We start from the raw sequence: 14,656 nt of genomic DNA on the forward strand, positions 1-14,656 counted from the left end.
GTTTGAGCGTCCTGCTTTTGCCGAGCGCACCGCATTGCGCTTGCGCAAGGTGCCCACATTGGGGCGATTCGCTGGATTTGCGGCGCTGGGCTGCCCTCTTTGCTATAGTTTCCACCGAATATAATTTGCATCGGAGGGACATCTATGACCCAGCATGTCACGGAAAAAGACGTCCGCGCCATTGCGGAATATGCGCGCATCGGGCTTACCGATGAAGAGCTTCCGCAGATGACGCAGGACCTCAATGCCATCATCGATAGCCTGAAGCCCATCACGGAATACGACCTGGATGGCGTGGAGCCCACGTTCCATCCCATTGGTGACCTTTCCAACGTGATGCGCGAAGACGTGGAAGTGCCCGGATTCACGCAGGAGCAGGCGCTTTCCAACGCGCCCTTGCAGCAGGACGGCTCCTTCCGCATTCCCTCGATTCTGGGAGGCGAGGCCTAAAATGTCGTTTTCTAGCATGAATATCGCTGAAATCCAGGCGGGCCTGCGTGCAGGCGAGTTCTCTGCGCGCGAGATTGCCGACAGCTCGCTCGAGCGCATCGAGCGCGTCGACGCTCAGGTGAACGCATTCCTGGAAGTTACGGCCGACGCTGCGCGCGAAGCCGCAAGCGCCGTGGATGCCGCTATCGCTGCGGGCACCTTCGACGAACTGGGTCCCCTGGCCGGCGTGCCCGTCGCCTTCAAGGACAACATGAATCAGCTGGGTACCCATACTACGTGCTCCAGCCGTATGCTTGAAAACTATGTGTCGCCTTATACCGCCACGTGCGTGCAGCGCGTGCTCGATGCGGGTGGCCTACCCCTGGGCAAGCTGAACATGGACGAGTTCGCGTTCGGCAGCTCCACGGAAACCAGCGCCTTTGGCACCACGAAGAACCCCTGGGATCTGCAGCGCGTTCCCGGCGGCAGCAGCGGCGGCAGCGCGGCTGCGGTGGCCGCGGGCATGGCCTGCGTCACGCTGGGCAGCGACACGGGTGGTTCCATCCGCCAGCCCGGCAGCTTCTGCGGCGTCGTAGCCGTGAAGCCCACGTATGGCGTGGTAAGTCGCTACGGCGTGGTTGCCTTTGGCAGCTCGCTCGACCAGGTGGGTCCGTTCGCGCGCAACGTGCGCGATGCGGCGCTTACGCTCAATGCGCTTTCCGGCCGCGATCCTCTCGATTGCACCAGCCAGGAATGCGCCATCGATTTCACGGCCAACCTCGACCAGGGCGTGCAGGGCATGCGTATTGGCATCGTGCCTGCCTTCATGCAGGCTCAGGGCCTTACCTCGGAAGTACGCAGCGCCATCGAGGCTGCAGCTGCCAAGCTGGAAGCTGCGGGCGCCACGCTGGTGGAAGTCGAGCTTCCCAACGCCGCGGCGGCCATGAGCGCCTATTACGTGCTCGGTCCGTGCGAGGCGTTCAGCAACTTGTCGCGTTTCGACAGCGTGCGCTACGGGTACCGCGACCCCGGTCATCACGATCTGGGCAGCCAGTACGAAGCGAGCCGCGCGAAGGGCTTTGGCCCCGAGGCGCGTCGCCGCATCATGCTGGGTAGCTACCTGCTCTCTTCGGGCGTGTACGACAAGTACTACTATCCCGCGCAGCAGGTGCGTACGCTCATCACGCAGGATTACACGCGTGCGTTCGAGCAGGTCGATTGCATTCTCGCGCCGGTGTCTCCCCGTACTGCCTTCAAGTTCGGCGAGGTAAGCGACCCCACCACCATGTACCTGTCCGATATCTTCACCATCAGCATCAACATTGCTGGTAATGGCGGCATGAATATGCCTATTGGGCTGGGGGAGGACACGGGCCTGCCGGTGGGTGCCCAGCTTATCGCTCCGGCGTTCCATGATGCCAATATGCTGCGCGTCGCTTCCGCGCTTGAATCCATCTATGGCCCCGCTCCTGTGGCGCCTGCGTTCGCTGAAGAGGAGGGTGGTCGCTAATGAAGAGCATGGAAGAAGTGCTGCGCGACTGGGAAGCCGTAATCGGCCTGGAAGTGCACTGTGAGCTCACCAAGCTGGAAACCAAGATGTTCTGTGGCTGCAAGCTGGAATTCGGCGCGGAACCCAATACCCATACCTGTCCGGTGTGCCTGGGCCTGCCGGGTGCCCTGCCGGTGCCCAATAAGGCCGCTATCGAAAATATCGTGCTTGCCGGTCTTGCTACGAACTGCGACATCGAAAAGCACACGATGTTCTACCGCAAGGGTTACATGTACCCCGACATGGCGAAGAACTTCCAGACCACGCAGGGCCCCAAGGCATTCTGCATGCGCGGCTGGCTCGACCTCGACGTCGATGGCCGCGGCGCTTCCGAGCGCTACAACCTGGAAGAGCTCGCGGAAGGCGAGCAGGTCGAAAACATCACGCGTACGGCCGATGGCTACCGTGCGCACGTGGGCATTGAGCGCATCCACATGGAGGAAGACGCTGGCAAGATGATTCACGTGGGTGGTGCGGAAGGCCGCATCGAGGGCGCTAAGGAGAGCCTGGTCGATTACAACCGCGCAGGTACGCCGCTCATCGAGTTGGTTACCAAGCCCGACCTGCGTACGCCGGAAGAGGCGCGTCTGTTTATGCAGAAGCTACGTCAGATCTTCCTGGCCATTGGCATTTCCGACTGCAGCATGGAAGAGGGTAGCCTGCGCGCCGACGGCAATATCAGCCTGCGTCGCCGTGGCACCACGCAGCTGGGTACGAAGACCGAGCTCAAGAATATCAACAGCTTCAAGAGCCTGCACGACGGCCTGGCCTACGAGATTTGCCGTCAGGCAGAGGTGCTCGAAGAGGGTGGCATCATCTACCAGGAAACGCGTCATTGGGATCCGTCCGCCAAGCGCACCATCGTCATGCGCGTGAAGGAAACGGCCGACGACTATCGCATGTTCCCCGACCCCGACCTGGCGCCGTACGACCTCTCCGACGAATTCATCGAGCGCGTGCGCGCCAAGCTCCCCGAGCTGCCCGATCAGAAGGCTGCGCGTTTCAAGGAGAGCTTCGGCCTTTCCAGCTACGACGCCCGTCATCTGGTGGAACATCGTGCTACCACAGCGTTCTTCGAGGACTGCATGGCGCTGCCGGAATGCAAGCCTGAATTCGCGAAGCCCCTGGCCAACCTGCTTATCAATGACATTGCGGCCCGCCTGAACAATGGCGAGCAAATCGATGCGAACGTCCTTACGCCCGCGCGTATGGTCGCACTGGTTGGCATGCTTGCAGCCGACGAGCTGTCTAGCAAGCAGGGCAAAGAAGTGCTGCAGGCCATTCTCGATGAAGACGCCGACCCGGCTGCCATCGTGGAAGCGCGCGGCATGAAGCAGGTAAGCGATACTGGTGCCTTGGAGGCTATCGTCGATGAAGTGCTCGCCGCCAACCCCGACAAGGTCGAGGCGTATCGTGGCGGCAAGACGGGTCTGCTTGGCTTCTTCGTGGGGCAGTGCATGAAGGCCACGCGGGGGCAGGGTAACCCCAAGCTCATCAACCAGCTTCTCACCTCGAAGCTCGGTTAATGTAACGGTTTCCGCAGATAGCGGAATAAAGATAGGCGCGCAGCGTGCGGGAATAACCGCGGCTGCGCGCTCTGCGTTTGAAAGGAGCGCGTATGCGCGAAAAGGAAATTGAGGGCATCACGCTGCTGGGTAACCAGGGCACGAAGTACGCCACCGATTATGACCCTTCGGTATTGGAGACGTTCGAAAACAAGCATCCCGATCGTGACTACATGGTCACGTTCCGCTGCCCGGAATTCACCACGTTGTGCCCTATTACGGGTCAGCCGGATTTCGCCACGCTTTACATTAACTATGTTCCCAACGTGCGCATGGTCGAGAGCAAGGCGCTGAAGCTGTACCTGTTCAGCTTCCGCAACCATGGCGATTTTCATGAGGATGTGTGCAACATTATCGTAAACGACCTGGTAAAGCTCATGGAGCCGAAGTACATCGAGGTGCGTGGCATGTTTTATCCGCGTGGCGGCATTTCCATCTACCCGTTTGCGAACTGGGCTCACCCCGATTTCGGCTATCAGGAAATTGCGCGTGAGCGCATGTTTGCGCAGCTGTCCGACCTGGACAAGGGCGATGGTGCCCGATGAGCCCTGCGGCGAAGCGGGCGCTTGTCCTTTCCAGCGGCGGGGTGGATTCCACTACGTGTCTGGGCCTGGCAGTAGACAAGCTGGGTGCTGAAAACGTGGCGAGCGTCTCGTTCTTCTATGGGCAGCGCCACGATCGTGAGCTGCGTGCGGCCGATGCTGTGGCCAAGCACTATGGCGTTCGTCACTACACGCCCGATCTGGCGGGTATCATGCAGTATTCCGATAGTGCCATGCTGGCGAATAGTTCGCAGCAAGTGCCGCATGGCACGTATGCGAAGCAGATTGACGAGAATGGCCGCCCGAATACCTACGTCCCCTTCCGCAATGGCCTTATGCTTTCTGCGGCGGGTGCTCTAGCCATGTCCTTGTTCCCGGATGAGGCGTGCGATATCTATTTGGGCGCCCATGCAGACGATGCGGCGGGGGATGCCTACCCCGATTGTTCCCCGGCTTTTACGCAGGCTATGGACAAGGCGCTCAGCGTGGGTACCTATGGTAACGTGCATTTGGTTGCGCCGTTCGTTAATTGTACGAAAGCCCAGGTGGTCGAGCGTGGTTTGTCGCTCGACGTGCCGTATGAGCTTACGTGGTCGTGCTATGAAGGTGGGGAGGCCCCCTGCGGTACGTGTGCCACGTGTCTCGATCGCATTGCCGCTTTTCGTGCTAACGGGACCGAGGATCCCGTTCCTTATGCAGAATAAGCGATGCAAAACGACGCCCGGCTTGTAGCAAAGCCGGGCGTCGTTAGTTTATGGCAACAAAAAAGCCCCTGCGAACAGGGGCTTTACAATGCTAAATGGTGCGCCGTGAGGGATTCGAACCCCCGACGTACTGATTCGTAGTCAGTCCCTCTATCCAGCTGAGGTAACGGCGCAAGTAAATCAGCGAGGAATATAATGCCCGTTATATCCGCTCGTGTCAACGGCTTTCGCGGATTTATTCAGACCTTCAAATTTCCGACACTTCCCAAGGGTCCCCGCGCAGAAATTGCGACCAGTGACGGCTGCAATGAGCCCAACCATGGCAGCGAAGGCGCTCTGCGCCAAGCGGGACGGACCCATGTGCCTACCCGATAGGCGAGGCGCCACGCGCCGAGCGGGATGGAACCATGTGCCCACCTCTAATGTTTGCATGCGCCCCGTGGCCGTCGTCAGGACACTGTGAAAACAAAAAATGAAGTTGCTTGGCTTAGCCAAGCAACCCTTTTAAATGCATGAACCAGCGAGCGCACGAGCGTAGGTTTCGGCCCGTGCGGGGCCGAAACCACGCGAGCAGCGGAGCGGGTGTCCAGACGACGGCCACGGGGCGCATGCGCGAGCGGGACAACGTTGCGGGCTCGGTCGTATGCGCGAGCGGGATAACCATGGAGGGGGAGCACATAGCGCCTCCATACGTGGGTGATATACTTCGCAGGCTCGTTTCGGCGAGCAGCTGTTCGCAATTATCCAGCTACATCAAAACTAAGGAATGAAAAGTGAAGAAGACGAACAAGAACCTTATGCTTTGCGGCATGGTGTTCGCGGTGTCGCTCGTGGTGAGCAACGTCGTGACCGCAAAGACCATTCAAACGGGGATTCCCCTGTTCGGCAGCACTATTACGCTACCGGGCGCAGCGCTCTGCTACGCCATTACCTTTCTCATGACCGACGTTATCGGTGAAATCTGGGGGCGCAAGGCTGCTCAGACGGTCGTAAACTGGGGCTTCGTGTGCCAGCTTTTGGCAACGGGTCTCATCTTGCTTACCCAGTATCTGCCTGCGGCAAATGCCGAGATGCAGGTATCCTACGACATGCTCCTGGGTCAGAACGTCATCTTCGTTATTGGCAGCATGACGGCGTACTTCCTTTCCCAGTCCTGGGACGTGTGGGTCTTCCACAAGATTCGCGACAACGTCCTTGCGCGCACGAGCAACGAAAAGCTCCGATTCCTCTGGAATAATGCCTCGACCATGACGTCCCAGATCATCGACACGGTTGTCTTTGTGGGTATCGCTTTCGGCATCGGCTTCGGCTGGCTCTTCGACCCCGCCATGCTCCCCGCTCTGGGCGCCATGATGGTGGGCCAGTACCTCATCAAGCTGGTCCTCGCGGCCTGCGATACGCCTTTCTTCTACCTTCTCACGCGTCGCATGCCCGCTTCCGGTGCCATGCAGCAAGCTGAAGCGTAGCAGTCCGTTCTAATGGCTCGCATGCTTAACGCCCTCGTCATTGCGACGAGGGCGTTTTTGCGTCGCAGGTCAGGCTGTTTCTATGTCCCGCAACCCGTGGAGGCGTAGTCGGCGTAGCCGACAAGCGGGAAGGGTCAATCTTCCAACTCCGCTCTGCTTTTCGCGATTACGCGAAAAGCCAGTAAAAGGCGCCGCCAGCGAAGCTGGCCAGCTCACACACTTTCCCCAGGTCCCCACAAGTCGGCGAGGGCTCGAATCCCCGCGTCCAGTCAGACTCGCAAGCTCCTTCCGGGGGTTTTTCTCCAATCGGGTTGCGCTGGGGGCGTGGTCCCCGTAGGAGGCACTGTGATTGACATGAACGGGTCACGCCCGTCCGCATGCGCCCCGTAGGACCACTGTGAAAGCACTAAATAGCGCTGAACCCGGGGTTGCCGCGGAGAGCGGGAGGCGAAGCCTCACGCAAATCCGCGGACAACCCTGGGCAGCGCAAAGTAAAGGCATGAACCAGCGAGCGCACGAGCGTAGGTTTCGGCCCGTGTGGGGCCGAAACCACGCGAGCAGCGGAGCGGGTGTCCGGCGGGGCGCATGCGGACGGGCGGCGATCGGGACGATCCCCCGCGCCCCGCGCCCCCAGCGCCGTCCGGGAAAACAAAAAAGCCCCTGCGAACAGGAGCTTTACAATGCTAAATGGTGCGCCGTGAGGGATTCGAACCCCCGACGTACTGATTCGTAGTCAGTCCCTCTATCCAGCTGAGGTAACGGCGCATTTGAAGCAGCAAAAGGTATATTAACAGTTCGCGAAAAGGAGTCAACACGCTTTTTGGAAATATTTGCTGCACTTCACAAGCGCATCTGTTACAGTTTCCTGCGCGGGTGCGAACCGCACGTCGTCTTGCCAGGTGGTAGGGCGGCGAGCGATTGCGGCTCGGCTTCCAAAGCGAAGCATAGTGCCCATACCTGCATGTATTGGAACAATGGAAGGTTATTACTTGAAGGTTCGAAAATCCAAACCTCTTAGTAGTTAGCCGCTCCGGCACGCCCTCCGTGGCTGCCTCAGCGGCAGCCGCATAACGACATTTGGAGGAAGCGTGCTCTATCTTTCTCAGATGCTGGGTCGCCCTGTCTTCGATGAAGATGGCGAGCGTATCGGATCTATCTCCGACCTGGCAATCCAAACGGGCGAGGTGTTCCCTCGCGTCACGAGCTTGGCCTTTAAGGGGCCGGGTAACGTGCCATTTATGATTAGTTGGCGCAAGTACGTCGATCGCTACGATGGCGACGCCGTGCGCCTTGCTGTGCCTTCTACGGGCATTCGCTTTAGCTATCTGCAGCCTCAGGAAGTCCTTCTGGCGCGCGACCTCATGGATCGTCAGATTGTAGACACGCATGGCATGAAAGTCGTGCGCGTAAACGACCTCAAGCTGTCGGAAAGCGGTACTCAGCTCCGTCTCCTGGGCGCTGAAGTGGGTATTCGTGGCATTCTTCGCGGCTTGGCCCCTTGGATCGAGCGCGCTGTCGCTGGATGTGCGAAGCTTGTGGGCAAGCGCATCGACGAGCAGATCATTGCCTGGAATTACATGGACCTACTCGACCGCGACCTCTCGAAGGTGCAGCTCTCCGTTACGCACACGCGTTTGAACGAGCTGCATCCCGCCGACGTGGCCGACATTCTGGAACAGCTCGATCCTGCTCAGCGCGCTGCGGTGTTCGAGCATCTCGACGACGAGCGTGCTAGCGATGCCATTTCGGAAATGGAAGACGAGTACCAGGCCGACACCCTCGACGACCTCGATGACGCCCGCGCAAGTAAGCTGCTGGGCAGCATGGAGCCCGACGACGCCGCCGATATCGTGCGCGATTTGCCTTACGAAAAGGCCGAGCGCCTGCTGCGACTCATGGGTATGGAAGATGCTGCCGATATTCGCAACCTGCTGGGCTATCGCGATGAAACCGCAGGTGGCATGATGACTACGCAGGTGGTTGCCATGCAGGCCGGCGACACGGTGGCCGATGCGATCGAAGCCCTGCGCCATCTGCCCGAGGATTTCCCCAGCATCCACTATCTGTACGTGAACGACGAGTACGGCAAACTCGCGGGTGTGCTTTCAGTACGTAGCTTGGTGCTCGCCCAGCCCGAAACGAAGCTCGCCGACATCATGTTCAGCGACGACCTCATCACTGTTTTGCCTGATGAATCGGAAGACGAGGTTGCCGAGAGCATTTCGAAGTACAACTTGTGGGCTATTCCCGTGGTCGACGAGCGCGGCGAAATGCTGGGCATCGTAACCTTCGACGACGCCATTGACGTTATCGAGGACGATGTCGAGGAAACAAAGAGCGATAATTTCACCCGCGGTGCGCTTCTTTCCATCATCGGAATCGTTGCGCTTATTGCATATACCCTGGTGGTGCTGCATATCGCGGGATATGCGGGGTAGGGTATGAGTGCAATCAAGACTACGGAAGAGGTACTGGCCGAACGCGCTGAGCGTGGCGAGGATATCTTGCGCGATGCAAATGCGCCTGCTTCTCCCATAAAGAAGAAAAGTCGCCTGGCCGTCGTGCTCGCTGCCATGGGCCCGGGCATTATTACGGCCATGGCCGGCAACGATGCAGGTGGCATTGCCACGTATAGCACGGTGGGCGCCGAATTCGGCTTTGCATGCCTGTGGATCATTCCCGTTATGTGCGTGCTGCTGGTGGTTGTGCAGCTTACGGCGGGCCGTATGGGTGCCGTAACGGGCAAGGGGTTCGCGGCCCTCGTGCGCGAGCGCTTTGGCATTCGTCCCACGGCCTTGGCCATGCTGGCCCTGCTCATCGGCAACGTGTGCACCACGTTTTCCCAGTTCGCGGGTATTGCTGCTGGCTGTGGCATGTTCGGCATCCCCACGTGGGTGTCGGTCGTCGTGTCGGCGCTGGCGGTATGGCTGCTGGTAAGCGGTGGTAACTACCAGCGCGTCGAGCGCATCTTCCTCATTATCTCCTTCGTGTTCGTCACGTACATCATTGCCGCGTTCATGGCGAACCCCGATTGGCCCAGCGCATTCCTCTCTACCGTGCAGCCGCAGATTGTCCAGTCGCAGAACTTCATTAGCCTGGTTATCTCCACGATTGGTACCACCATTGCGCCGTGGATGATGTTCTACGCCCAGAGCAATATCGTGGAAAAGGGCACGGGCACGGAAGAGGACGAAATGCTCGCCATCAGGGCTGATGCCGTTAGCGGTTCGGTTGCGGCATGTATTGTGGCCTGGTTCATCATCGTAACCACGGGTGCGGTGCTGTTCCCGGCGGGCGTGCACGTGGAAAGCGCTGCCGACGCGGCAAGCGCCCTGGTGCCCTTTGCTGGTCAGTATGCGCAGATCCTCTTTGCAGTGGGTTTGGTGGGCGCGAGCTTCCTGGCCGCTTGCGTGTTGCCCCTTACCAGCGCGTTTGTCGTGTGCGAGGCATTTGGCTGGGAAGCGGGTGTGGAATTCAGCTTCAAGGAGGCACCCATTTTCAAGGGCCTCATCACGGGCATCATCGTGTTCTCCGCAGCCATCGTGCTCATTCCCGACCTGGACCTAATGGGCGTCATGATCATGGCTCAGTTCATCAATGGCGTCATCCTGCCCATTCTGCTGGCGTTTATGGCCATCATCGCCGCCGATAAGTATGTGATGGGCAAATATGCCGTAGGTCCCGTTATGCGGGTGCTCTTGTGGCTCCTGGTGGCCATCGTTGTGGTGCTTACCGTAATCCTGCTGGTCATGCAGGCGCTTGGCTTGGCGTAGCGCTCCATTCGACTGCTTCTTTCGCTCCGCCTAGAGTATCTCTAAGCGGGGCGTTCTTTATCTTCGTGTAGCATTGTTGCGTTTTACTATAGTGCGGTAAAGTGCGCCGGGAAACGGTTAGAATGGCTTGAAACGCTGGCATGCGCGGTGCAAGGGAGCGCCGTAGATGAAGGGATGCTTATGGGCGAAGATCAGAAGCTGGAACTATACCGCCACTTCACGGACATTAATTCCATCGACCCGTCATGGTACACCAGGTACGACGTAAAGCGTGGCCTGCGAAACGCCAACGGTTCGGGCGTTGTGGCCGGCATTACCAATATCTCCAACGTACACGGCTACGTTATGAGCGATGGCGACAAGATTGCCGACGACGGCCGCCTTACCTTCCGCGGCTACAATATCTACGACCTTATCGGCGATGCGGGCAGCGAACGTCGTTACAACTACGAGGAAGTGGCATACCTGCTGCTCATGGGCAAGCTGCCTACGCAGGAGCGCCTTGATCAGTTTATCGCCGCGCTCGATGCGAACCGCGACCTGCCCAATGGCTTTACGGCTTCCATCATCATGAAGGACACGCCGCTCGACGTCATGAACGTCCTGCAGCGCTGCATTCTGCTGCTGTATGCGTACGACGAGCATGCGGAAGACCGCAGCTACGAGCACGAAATTGCCACGGCCATCTCGCTTATTTCGAAGCTTCCGCGTGTTGCCGTGCTTTCTTACTATGCACTCCGCGCGCGCTATCATCACGAGTCGATGATCATGCATCGTTTCATCCCTGGTCAGAGCACTGCTGAAACGTTCCTTTCCATGCTGCGCCCCAACCGCGAATTCACGCCCCAGGAAGCGCGCATGCTCGACATCATGCTCTGCCTGCATGCGGAACATGGCGGCGGCAATAACTCCACGTTCACGTCGCGTCTGCTTTCCAGCGCCGATACCGATCCGTATTCTGCGTATTCGGCGGCTGTGGGCTCGCTGAAGGGCCACAAGCATGGTGGTGCGAACCACAAGGTGCGCGCTATGCAGGCCGAAATCAAGCAGAACGTTTCGAACTGGGAGAATGACGATGAAGTCGCCGATTATCTGGCGAAGATCGTCAACAAGCAGGCCTACGACCACAGCGGCCTGGTGTACGGCATGGGTCATGCGGTGTACACCAAGAGCGACCCGCGCGCCGTGGTGCTGAAGAAATATGCTTCCGAGCTGGCTGCCGGCACCGAATTCGAGGCTGAGTTCAAGTTACTCGAAGCTATCGAGCGCCTGTCTCCCGAGGTCATTCTTCGCGAGAAGGGCACGCGCAAGGATATGTGCGCGAACGTCGATATGTATTCTGGCTTCGTGTATAGCATGCTTGGCATTCCGGAAGACCTGTTCACGCCGCTGTTTGCCTGTGCGCGTATGGCGGGCTGGAGCGCTCATCGCTTCGAAGAGATCGTAAGCGGCAAGCGCATCATTCGTCCCGCATACAAGAGCACGCAGAAGACAGAGGCGCCTTACGTGCCCATTCAGGAGCGCTAGACGTCTTCGTTTCTGGGTCGCGAAGACACTCGGACGGTTCTGGCCGTAAATTAGCCTTTTCTCGCTCCCTGAAGCGCATCAAGAACCCTTCTTATGCCCCGCGGTTGCATACCGCGGGGCTTTTTGCGTTTCGAGGGGGTAGGGGAGGGTGTTTCCAATTGAGAGAATAATGAAATTGTCAATGAAAACATCATGTGTGAAACGATACAAAATCCTGTGATACCCATCGATTCTAAGCCCATGTTTTTAGGTAAATCGGGTACGTATTCGCTGCGTGGGGGTTACGGCATCTTAGAAGGCGTCTCGTAAAGAATCGGTATAAAAGGCCTGTTCAGCAGCATAGTTGAAATGAGATGGTATTTGCATCAAATTTTACTTGTCAATTAGTAATCAGCAATGTATCATCTACTTGCGGCTTAACTATCGCTTATTTATCAAACGCGGGGCTTGGGGTCCCTGAAATGACAACCGCCCCAATCACCCGGTTGGGTAGATAGCCCGCATCCCACTCGCAAATGGGCGCACGCAAATAGCTCATCGGGGGTTGGTGGGGTGCACCGCGCACATACAAAGGCCTTCTCGTCGTTTCTACGGGCTATTTCCTTGTAGGTACGATGTGCTAGACCTTTTCACCTAAAAACGGGCCTTAGAACGGCTCTGGTGGGTTTGCGCACGTATCTGCTCGAAATGTCTAGGTGCAGGAACGCCGCAGGGGGTTTTATATCGTGACAACGACTCATGCAGAGGACCTTCTGTATTCGCTTGTGGGGTATCCCAGCAATACGGAATGGCTGGCCTTCGTAGGCTCGGAAATCGACGTTCAGCAGATCGGGAAAGACGTGTGTGCTGTCGCCAATTCCGCGGCCTTTCATGGCCGGGGCAATGGCTATTGCGTCTGGGGCGTTAGTCCGAATTCCCATAAGTTCGTGGGCACTTCGTTTAGCCCTACAGAAACCAAGTCTCCATCTGGGCAAAGGATCGTTTCCTGGCTCAAGGCGAACCTCTCGGAAGGCACCCGCTTCTCGTTCGATGTGCTCGATGCATGGGGTAAGCGATTCGTGGTGCTCAAGGTCAACGCTGCCGCAGGTCATCCCGTACGTTTCAATGGGAAGCCCTATCTGCGCCATGGCAACAAGACGAAGAAGCTGCAGGTGGGAAGCCCGCGCGAGGTAGAGCTATGGCATCGCGTACAGGGGCCGAATCGCGAGCTTTCCGTTGCCATGGAAGGCGTTTCGCCTCGTCAGCTGCATGAATTGCTCAACTTGGAGGCCTATCGAGCGCTCATGCGCAGCGGGCGCACCAATGGCGGGCTCGCGTATGTGGGGAATCTCACCGGAGAAGATGCCCTACTGGCCGACCTGGAAGAACGCGAGATCATCCGCGCTCAGGAAGACGGGTTGTATGCCATTACCGTAATGGGTGCCCTCTTGCTTGCCACGAAGCTCAGCGCCTTCGATGAGCTGGCCCGACGCATGATTCGCATCGTGCGTTTCGCCGGCCGGGGCGCATATGAAATCGCAGATCAGGAAGTATTCGACGAGGGCTATGCCACGGCGTTGCCCAAGGCCGAAGCGTACATTGCCAGCAATACGCCCACGGGCGATCTGGCTGAAGGCGGCGTTTACCTGCGCGTGGGGCATGCATATCCTCGACGTGCGGTTCGCGAGCTGCTGGTTAATTCGGTGTTGCACCAGGACATCCAGGCGTTTACGCCAGGTCCGCTGGTGAGCATCTACGACAATCGCATCGAATTCAGCAATCCGGGTAGCAGCCTCGTTCCTCCTAATCAGATGCTTAACGCCCGTCCGAAAACGCGTAACGTGGCTCTTTCGACGCAGCTTCGCGACATGGGCATTTGCGAGGAGTGGGGCGTTGGTTGGGACATGGTGGTCCAGGCGTGCGAGGAAGCGCATATGCTGCCCCCGAAGACGGTGAGCACCGAAGAGGGTGGTACCGTGGTCACGCTTCGCCGCTGTGGTGGATACGAGGCAATGTCCAGGTCAGATAGGGAATCTGCCGTGTATTGGCATGCGTGCTTGCGCTACGCTCAGGGCGAATCGTTCAGCAACACCACGCTCCGTGAGCGCTTTGGCCTGCCCAACGAGCGGAAAAACGTGCTTGCCATGTCTCGTCTCATTCGCGATTGCCAAACCGTGGGCCTCATCAAGGTCGAGAACGAAAAATCAGGCGCTAAATTCCGTCGTTACGTGCCGGCCTGGGCATAGTTCGATAGTAACCGCCAGGTGTCAAAATGAATCACCGCGGGTAGCAATCCCTTGTTATGCTACCGCAAATATGCTATTAATCAGCATTAACCATCTATGCATGCGTGCGCATAGGTTGGGGTCCAAACATCAGTTGCAGCACAAAAGACCAGTTAAACCTAATAGCTGCACCGATCGAGGGGGTTGTCATTATGGGCTCGCAAAGGGGAGCGGCGGCTTCGTGCGCCGCAAAAACCGGCTACACTTCTACCAAGAAGTCGAATTTCGAACGCCGGAAAAAATTCCGCAAAACTGGATCGAATGCGTTAGCGCTCTTGCTAACGTTGGTGCTTGTTTGGCAAGTGCCTTCATTCGCATGGGGTGACGAAGTCCTCCAGGATAATCTGGAAGCGGGTGGTGTCACCCTACCCACTGCCGCTGACATATCCTCTAGCTCTGATACGGGAGCGAATGCGACGGATGAATCCGCTGAGTCAGGAAGCAAGGACTCAGCGGATTCTTCGTCTTCTGGCAAGAATGGGGGGTCTAGCACCCAGGGTCTGAATGCGAGCGCAGACTCTGACGATGATGACTCTGCCACGACGGGGGAGGGTACCTCCTCCAGCGCCAAGTCTGGTCTCTCGGCGCAGAGCGATGAAAATGGTGCCTCCCTTATCCCCCAGGGAGATTCTTCGGATGGCATGGTAACCATCTATGTGTATCAGGATGGTTGGTGGGCGTGTAATTCGGATGACTCAACCGATTACGCATCGACCCCCCTTGATCCTGGAGCGGGCGATTATGCAAAGGTATTTAAGTTTCCGAGTTGGACTGACTATGATGATAATACTGGCGATCCTTACACTTATTCATCAGGCAGTTCTTCTCCGATTGCTG

At 58.0% G+C, this 14,656-nt stretch carries 10 protein-coding genes and 2 tRNA genes; 10 read left to right on the forward strand and 2 right to left on the reverse strand.

The window, feature by feature from the left end; all coding sequences use genetic code 11:
- Positions 1-144: 144 nt before the first annotated feature.
- The 5 genes from gatC (at position 145) to queC (ending at position 4,789) form a co-directional block, all read left to right on the forward strand.
- Positions 145-450, forward strand: a complete 306-nt coding sequence (gene gatC, locus E7002_RS03130; protein ID WP_303727458.1) for an Asp-tRNA(Asn)/Glu-tRNA(Gln) amidotransferase subunit GatC — start codon at positions 145-147, stop codon at positions 448-450.
- Between the two features lies 1 nt (position 451).
- Positions 452-1,939 carry an Asp-tRNA(Asn)/Glu-tRNA(Gln) amidotransferase subunit GatA gene (gene gatA, locus E7002_RS03135; RefSeq protein WP_303727459.1) on the forward strand — a complete coding sequence of 496 codons (1,488 nt, stop codon included), beginning with the start codon at positions 452-454 and terminating at the stop codon, positions 1,937-1,939.
- The gene (gene gatB, locus E7002_RS03140; protein WP_303727460.1) at positions 1,939-3,504 is read left to right on the forward strand and encodes an Asp-tRNA(Asn)/Glu-tRNA(Gln) amidotransferase subunit GatB; all 1,566 of its coding nucleotides are present in this window, start codon (positions 1,939-1,941) and stop codon (positions 3,502-3,504) included. Before gatA ends, gatB begins: the two co-directional genes overlap by 1 nt.
- A gap of 92 nt (positions 3,505-3,596) precedes the next feature.
- On the forward strand, positions 3,597-4,088 hold the full coding sequence (queF, locus tag E7002_RS03145) for a preQ(1) synthase (RefSeq protein ID WP_066663418.1): 492 nt from the start codon (positions 3,597-3,599) through the stop codon (positions 4,086-4,088).
- Positions 4,085-4,789, forward strand: a complete 705-nt coding sequence (queC, locus tag E7002_RS03150) for a 7-cyano-7-deazaguanine synthase QueC (protein ID WP_303727461.1) — start codon at positions 4,085-4,087, stop codon at positions 4,787-4,789. Before queF ends, queC begins: the two co-directional genes overlap by 4 nt.
- Before the next feature lie 96 nt (positions 4,790-4,885).
- Here queC and E7002_RS03155 read toward each other — a convergent pair.
- Positions 4,886-4,962 (reverse strand) — tRNA-Arg (locus E7002_RS03155).
- A 600-nt stretch (positions 4,963-5,562) separates the two neighbouring features.
- Here E7002_RS03155 and E7002_RS03160 point away from each other — a divergent pair.
- Positions 5,563-6,255: a queuosine precursor transporter gene (locus tag E7002_RS03160; RefSeq protein WP_303727462.1), complete on the forward strand. Its 693-nt coding sequence runs from the start codon at positions 5,563-5,565 to the stop codon at positions 6,253-6,255.
- Positions 6,256-6,943: 688 nt separating this feature from the next.
- Here the strand turns inward: E7002_RS03160 and E7002_RS03165 are convergent.
- Positions 6,944-7,020: transfer RNA gene (locus E7002_RS03165), tRNA-Arg, on the reverse strand.
- 323 nt (positions 7,021-7,343) lie between these two features.
- Here E7002_RS03165 and E7002_RS03170 point away from each other — a divergent pair.
- The 4 genes from E7002_RS03170 (at position 7,344) to E7002_RS03185 (ending at position 13,780) form a co-directional block, all read left to right on the forward strand.
- Positions 7,344-8,693 (forward strand): magnesium transporter, encoded by a 1,350-nt coding sequence (locus tag E7002_RS03170; protein WP_303727463.1) that lies wholly within the window; start codon positions 7,344-7,346, stop codon positions 8,691-8,693.
- A gap of 3 nt (positions 8,694-8,696) precedes the next feature.
- Positions 8,697-10,028: an NRAMP family divalent metal transporter gene (locus tag E7002_RS03175; RefSeq protein WP_303727464.1), complete on the forward strand. Its 1,332-nt coding sequence runs from the start codon at positions 8,697-8,699 to the stop codon at positions 10,026-10,028.
- A gap of 180 nt (positions 10,029-10,208) precedes the next feature.
- Complete coding sequence (locus tag E7002_RS03180) at positions 10,209-11,555, forward strand: citrate/2-methylcitrate synthase (protein ID WP_066663402.1); 1,347 nt, start codon at positions 10,209-10,211, stop codon at positions 11,553-11,555.
- A gap of 725 nt (positions 11,556-12,280) precedes the next feature.
- Positions 12,281-13,780, forward strand: coding sequence for an ATP-binding protein (locus tag E7002_RS03185; RefSeq protein WP_303727465.1), 1,500 nt, complete (start codon positions 12,281-12,283; stop codon positions 13,778-13,780).
- The last annotated feature ends 876 nt before the right edge of the window (positions 13,781-14,656 follow it).

Origin of the sequence: Denitrobacterium detoxificans, assembly GCF_015062615.1 — a bacterium.
In the GTDB taxonomy this organism is placed as follows: domain Bacteria; phylum Actinomycetota; class Coriobacteriia; order Coriobacteriales; family Eggerthellaceae; genus Denitrobacterium; species Denitrobacterium detoxificans_A.

Excerpts from the sequence above, each read along its gene's own strand:
- E7002_RS03175 (WP_303727464.1), top strand. The coding sequence starts at position 8,697 with ATGAGTGCAATCAAGACTACGGAAGAGGTACTGGCCGAACGCGCTGAG.
- E7002_RS03180 (WP_066663402.1), top strand. The coding sequence starts at position 10,209 with ATGGGCGAAGATCAGAAGCTGGAACTATACCGCCACTTCACGGACATT.
- gatC (WP_303727458.1), top strand. The coding sequence starts at position 145 with ATGACCCAGCATGTCACGGAAAAAGACGTCCGCGCCATTGCGGAATAT.
- gatB (WP_303727460.1), top strand. The coding sequence starts at position 1,939 with ATGAAGAGCATGGAAGAAGTGCTGCGCGACTGGGAAGCCGTAATCGGC.
- queC (WP_303727461.1), top strand. The coding sequence starts at position 4,085 with ATGAGCCCTGCGGCGAAGCGGGCGCTTGTCCTTTCCAGCGGCGGGGTG.
- gatA (WP_303727459.1), top strand. The coding sequence starts at position 452 with ATGTCGTTTTCTAGCATGAATATCGCTGAAATCCAGGCGGGCCTGCGT.
- queF (WP_066663418.1), top strand. The coding sequence starts at position 3,597 with ATGCGCGAAAAGGAAATTGAGGGCATCACGCTGCTGGGTAACCAGGGC.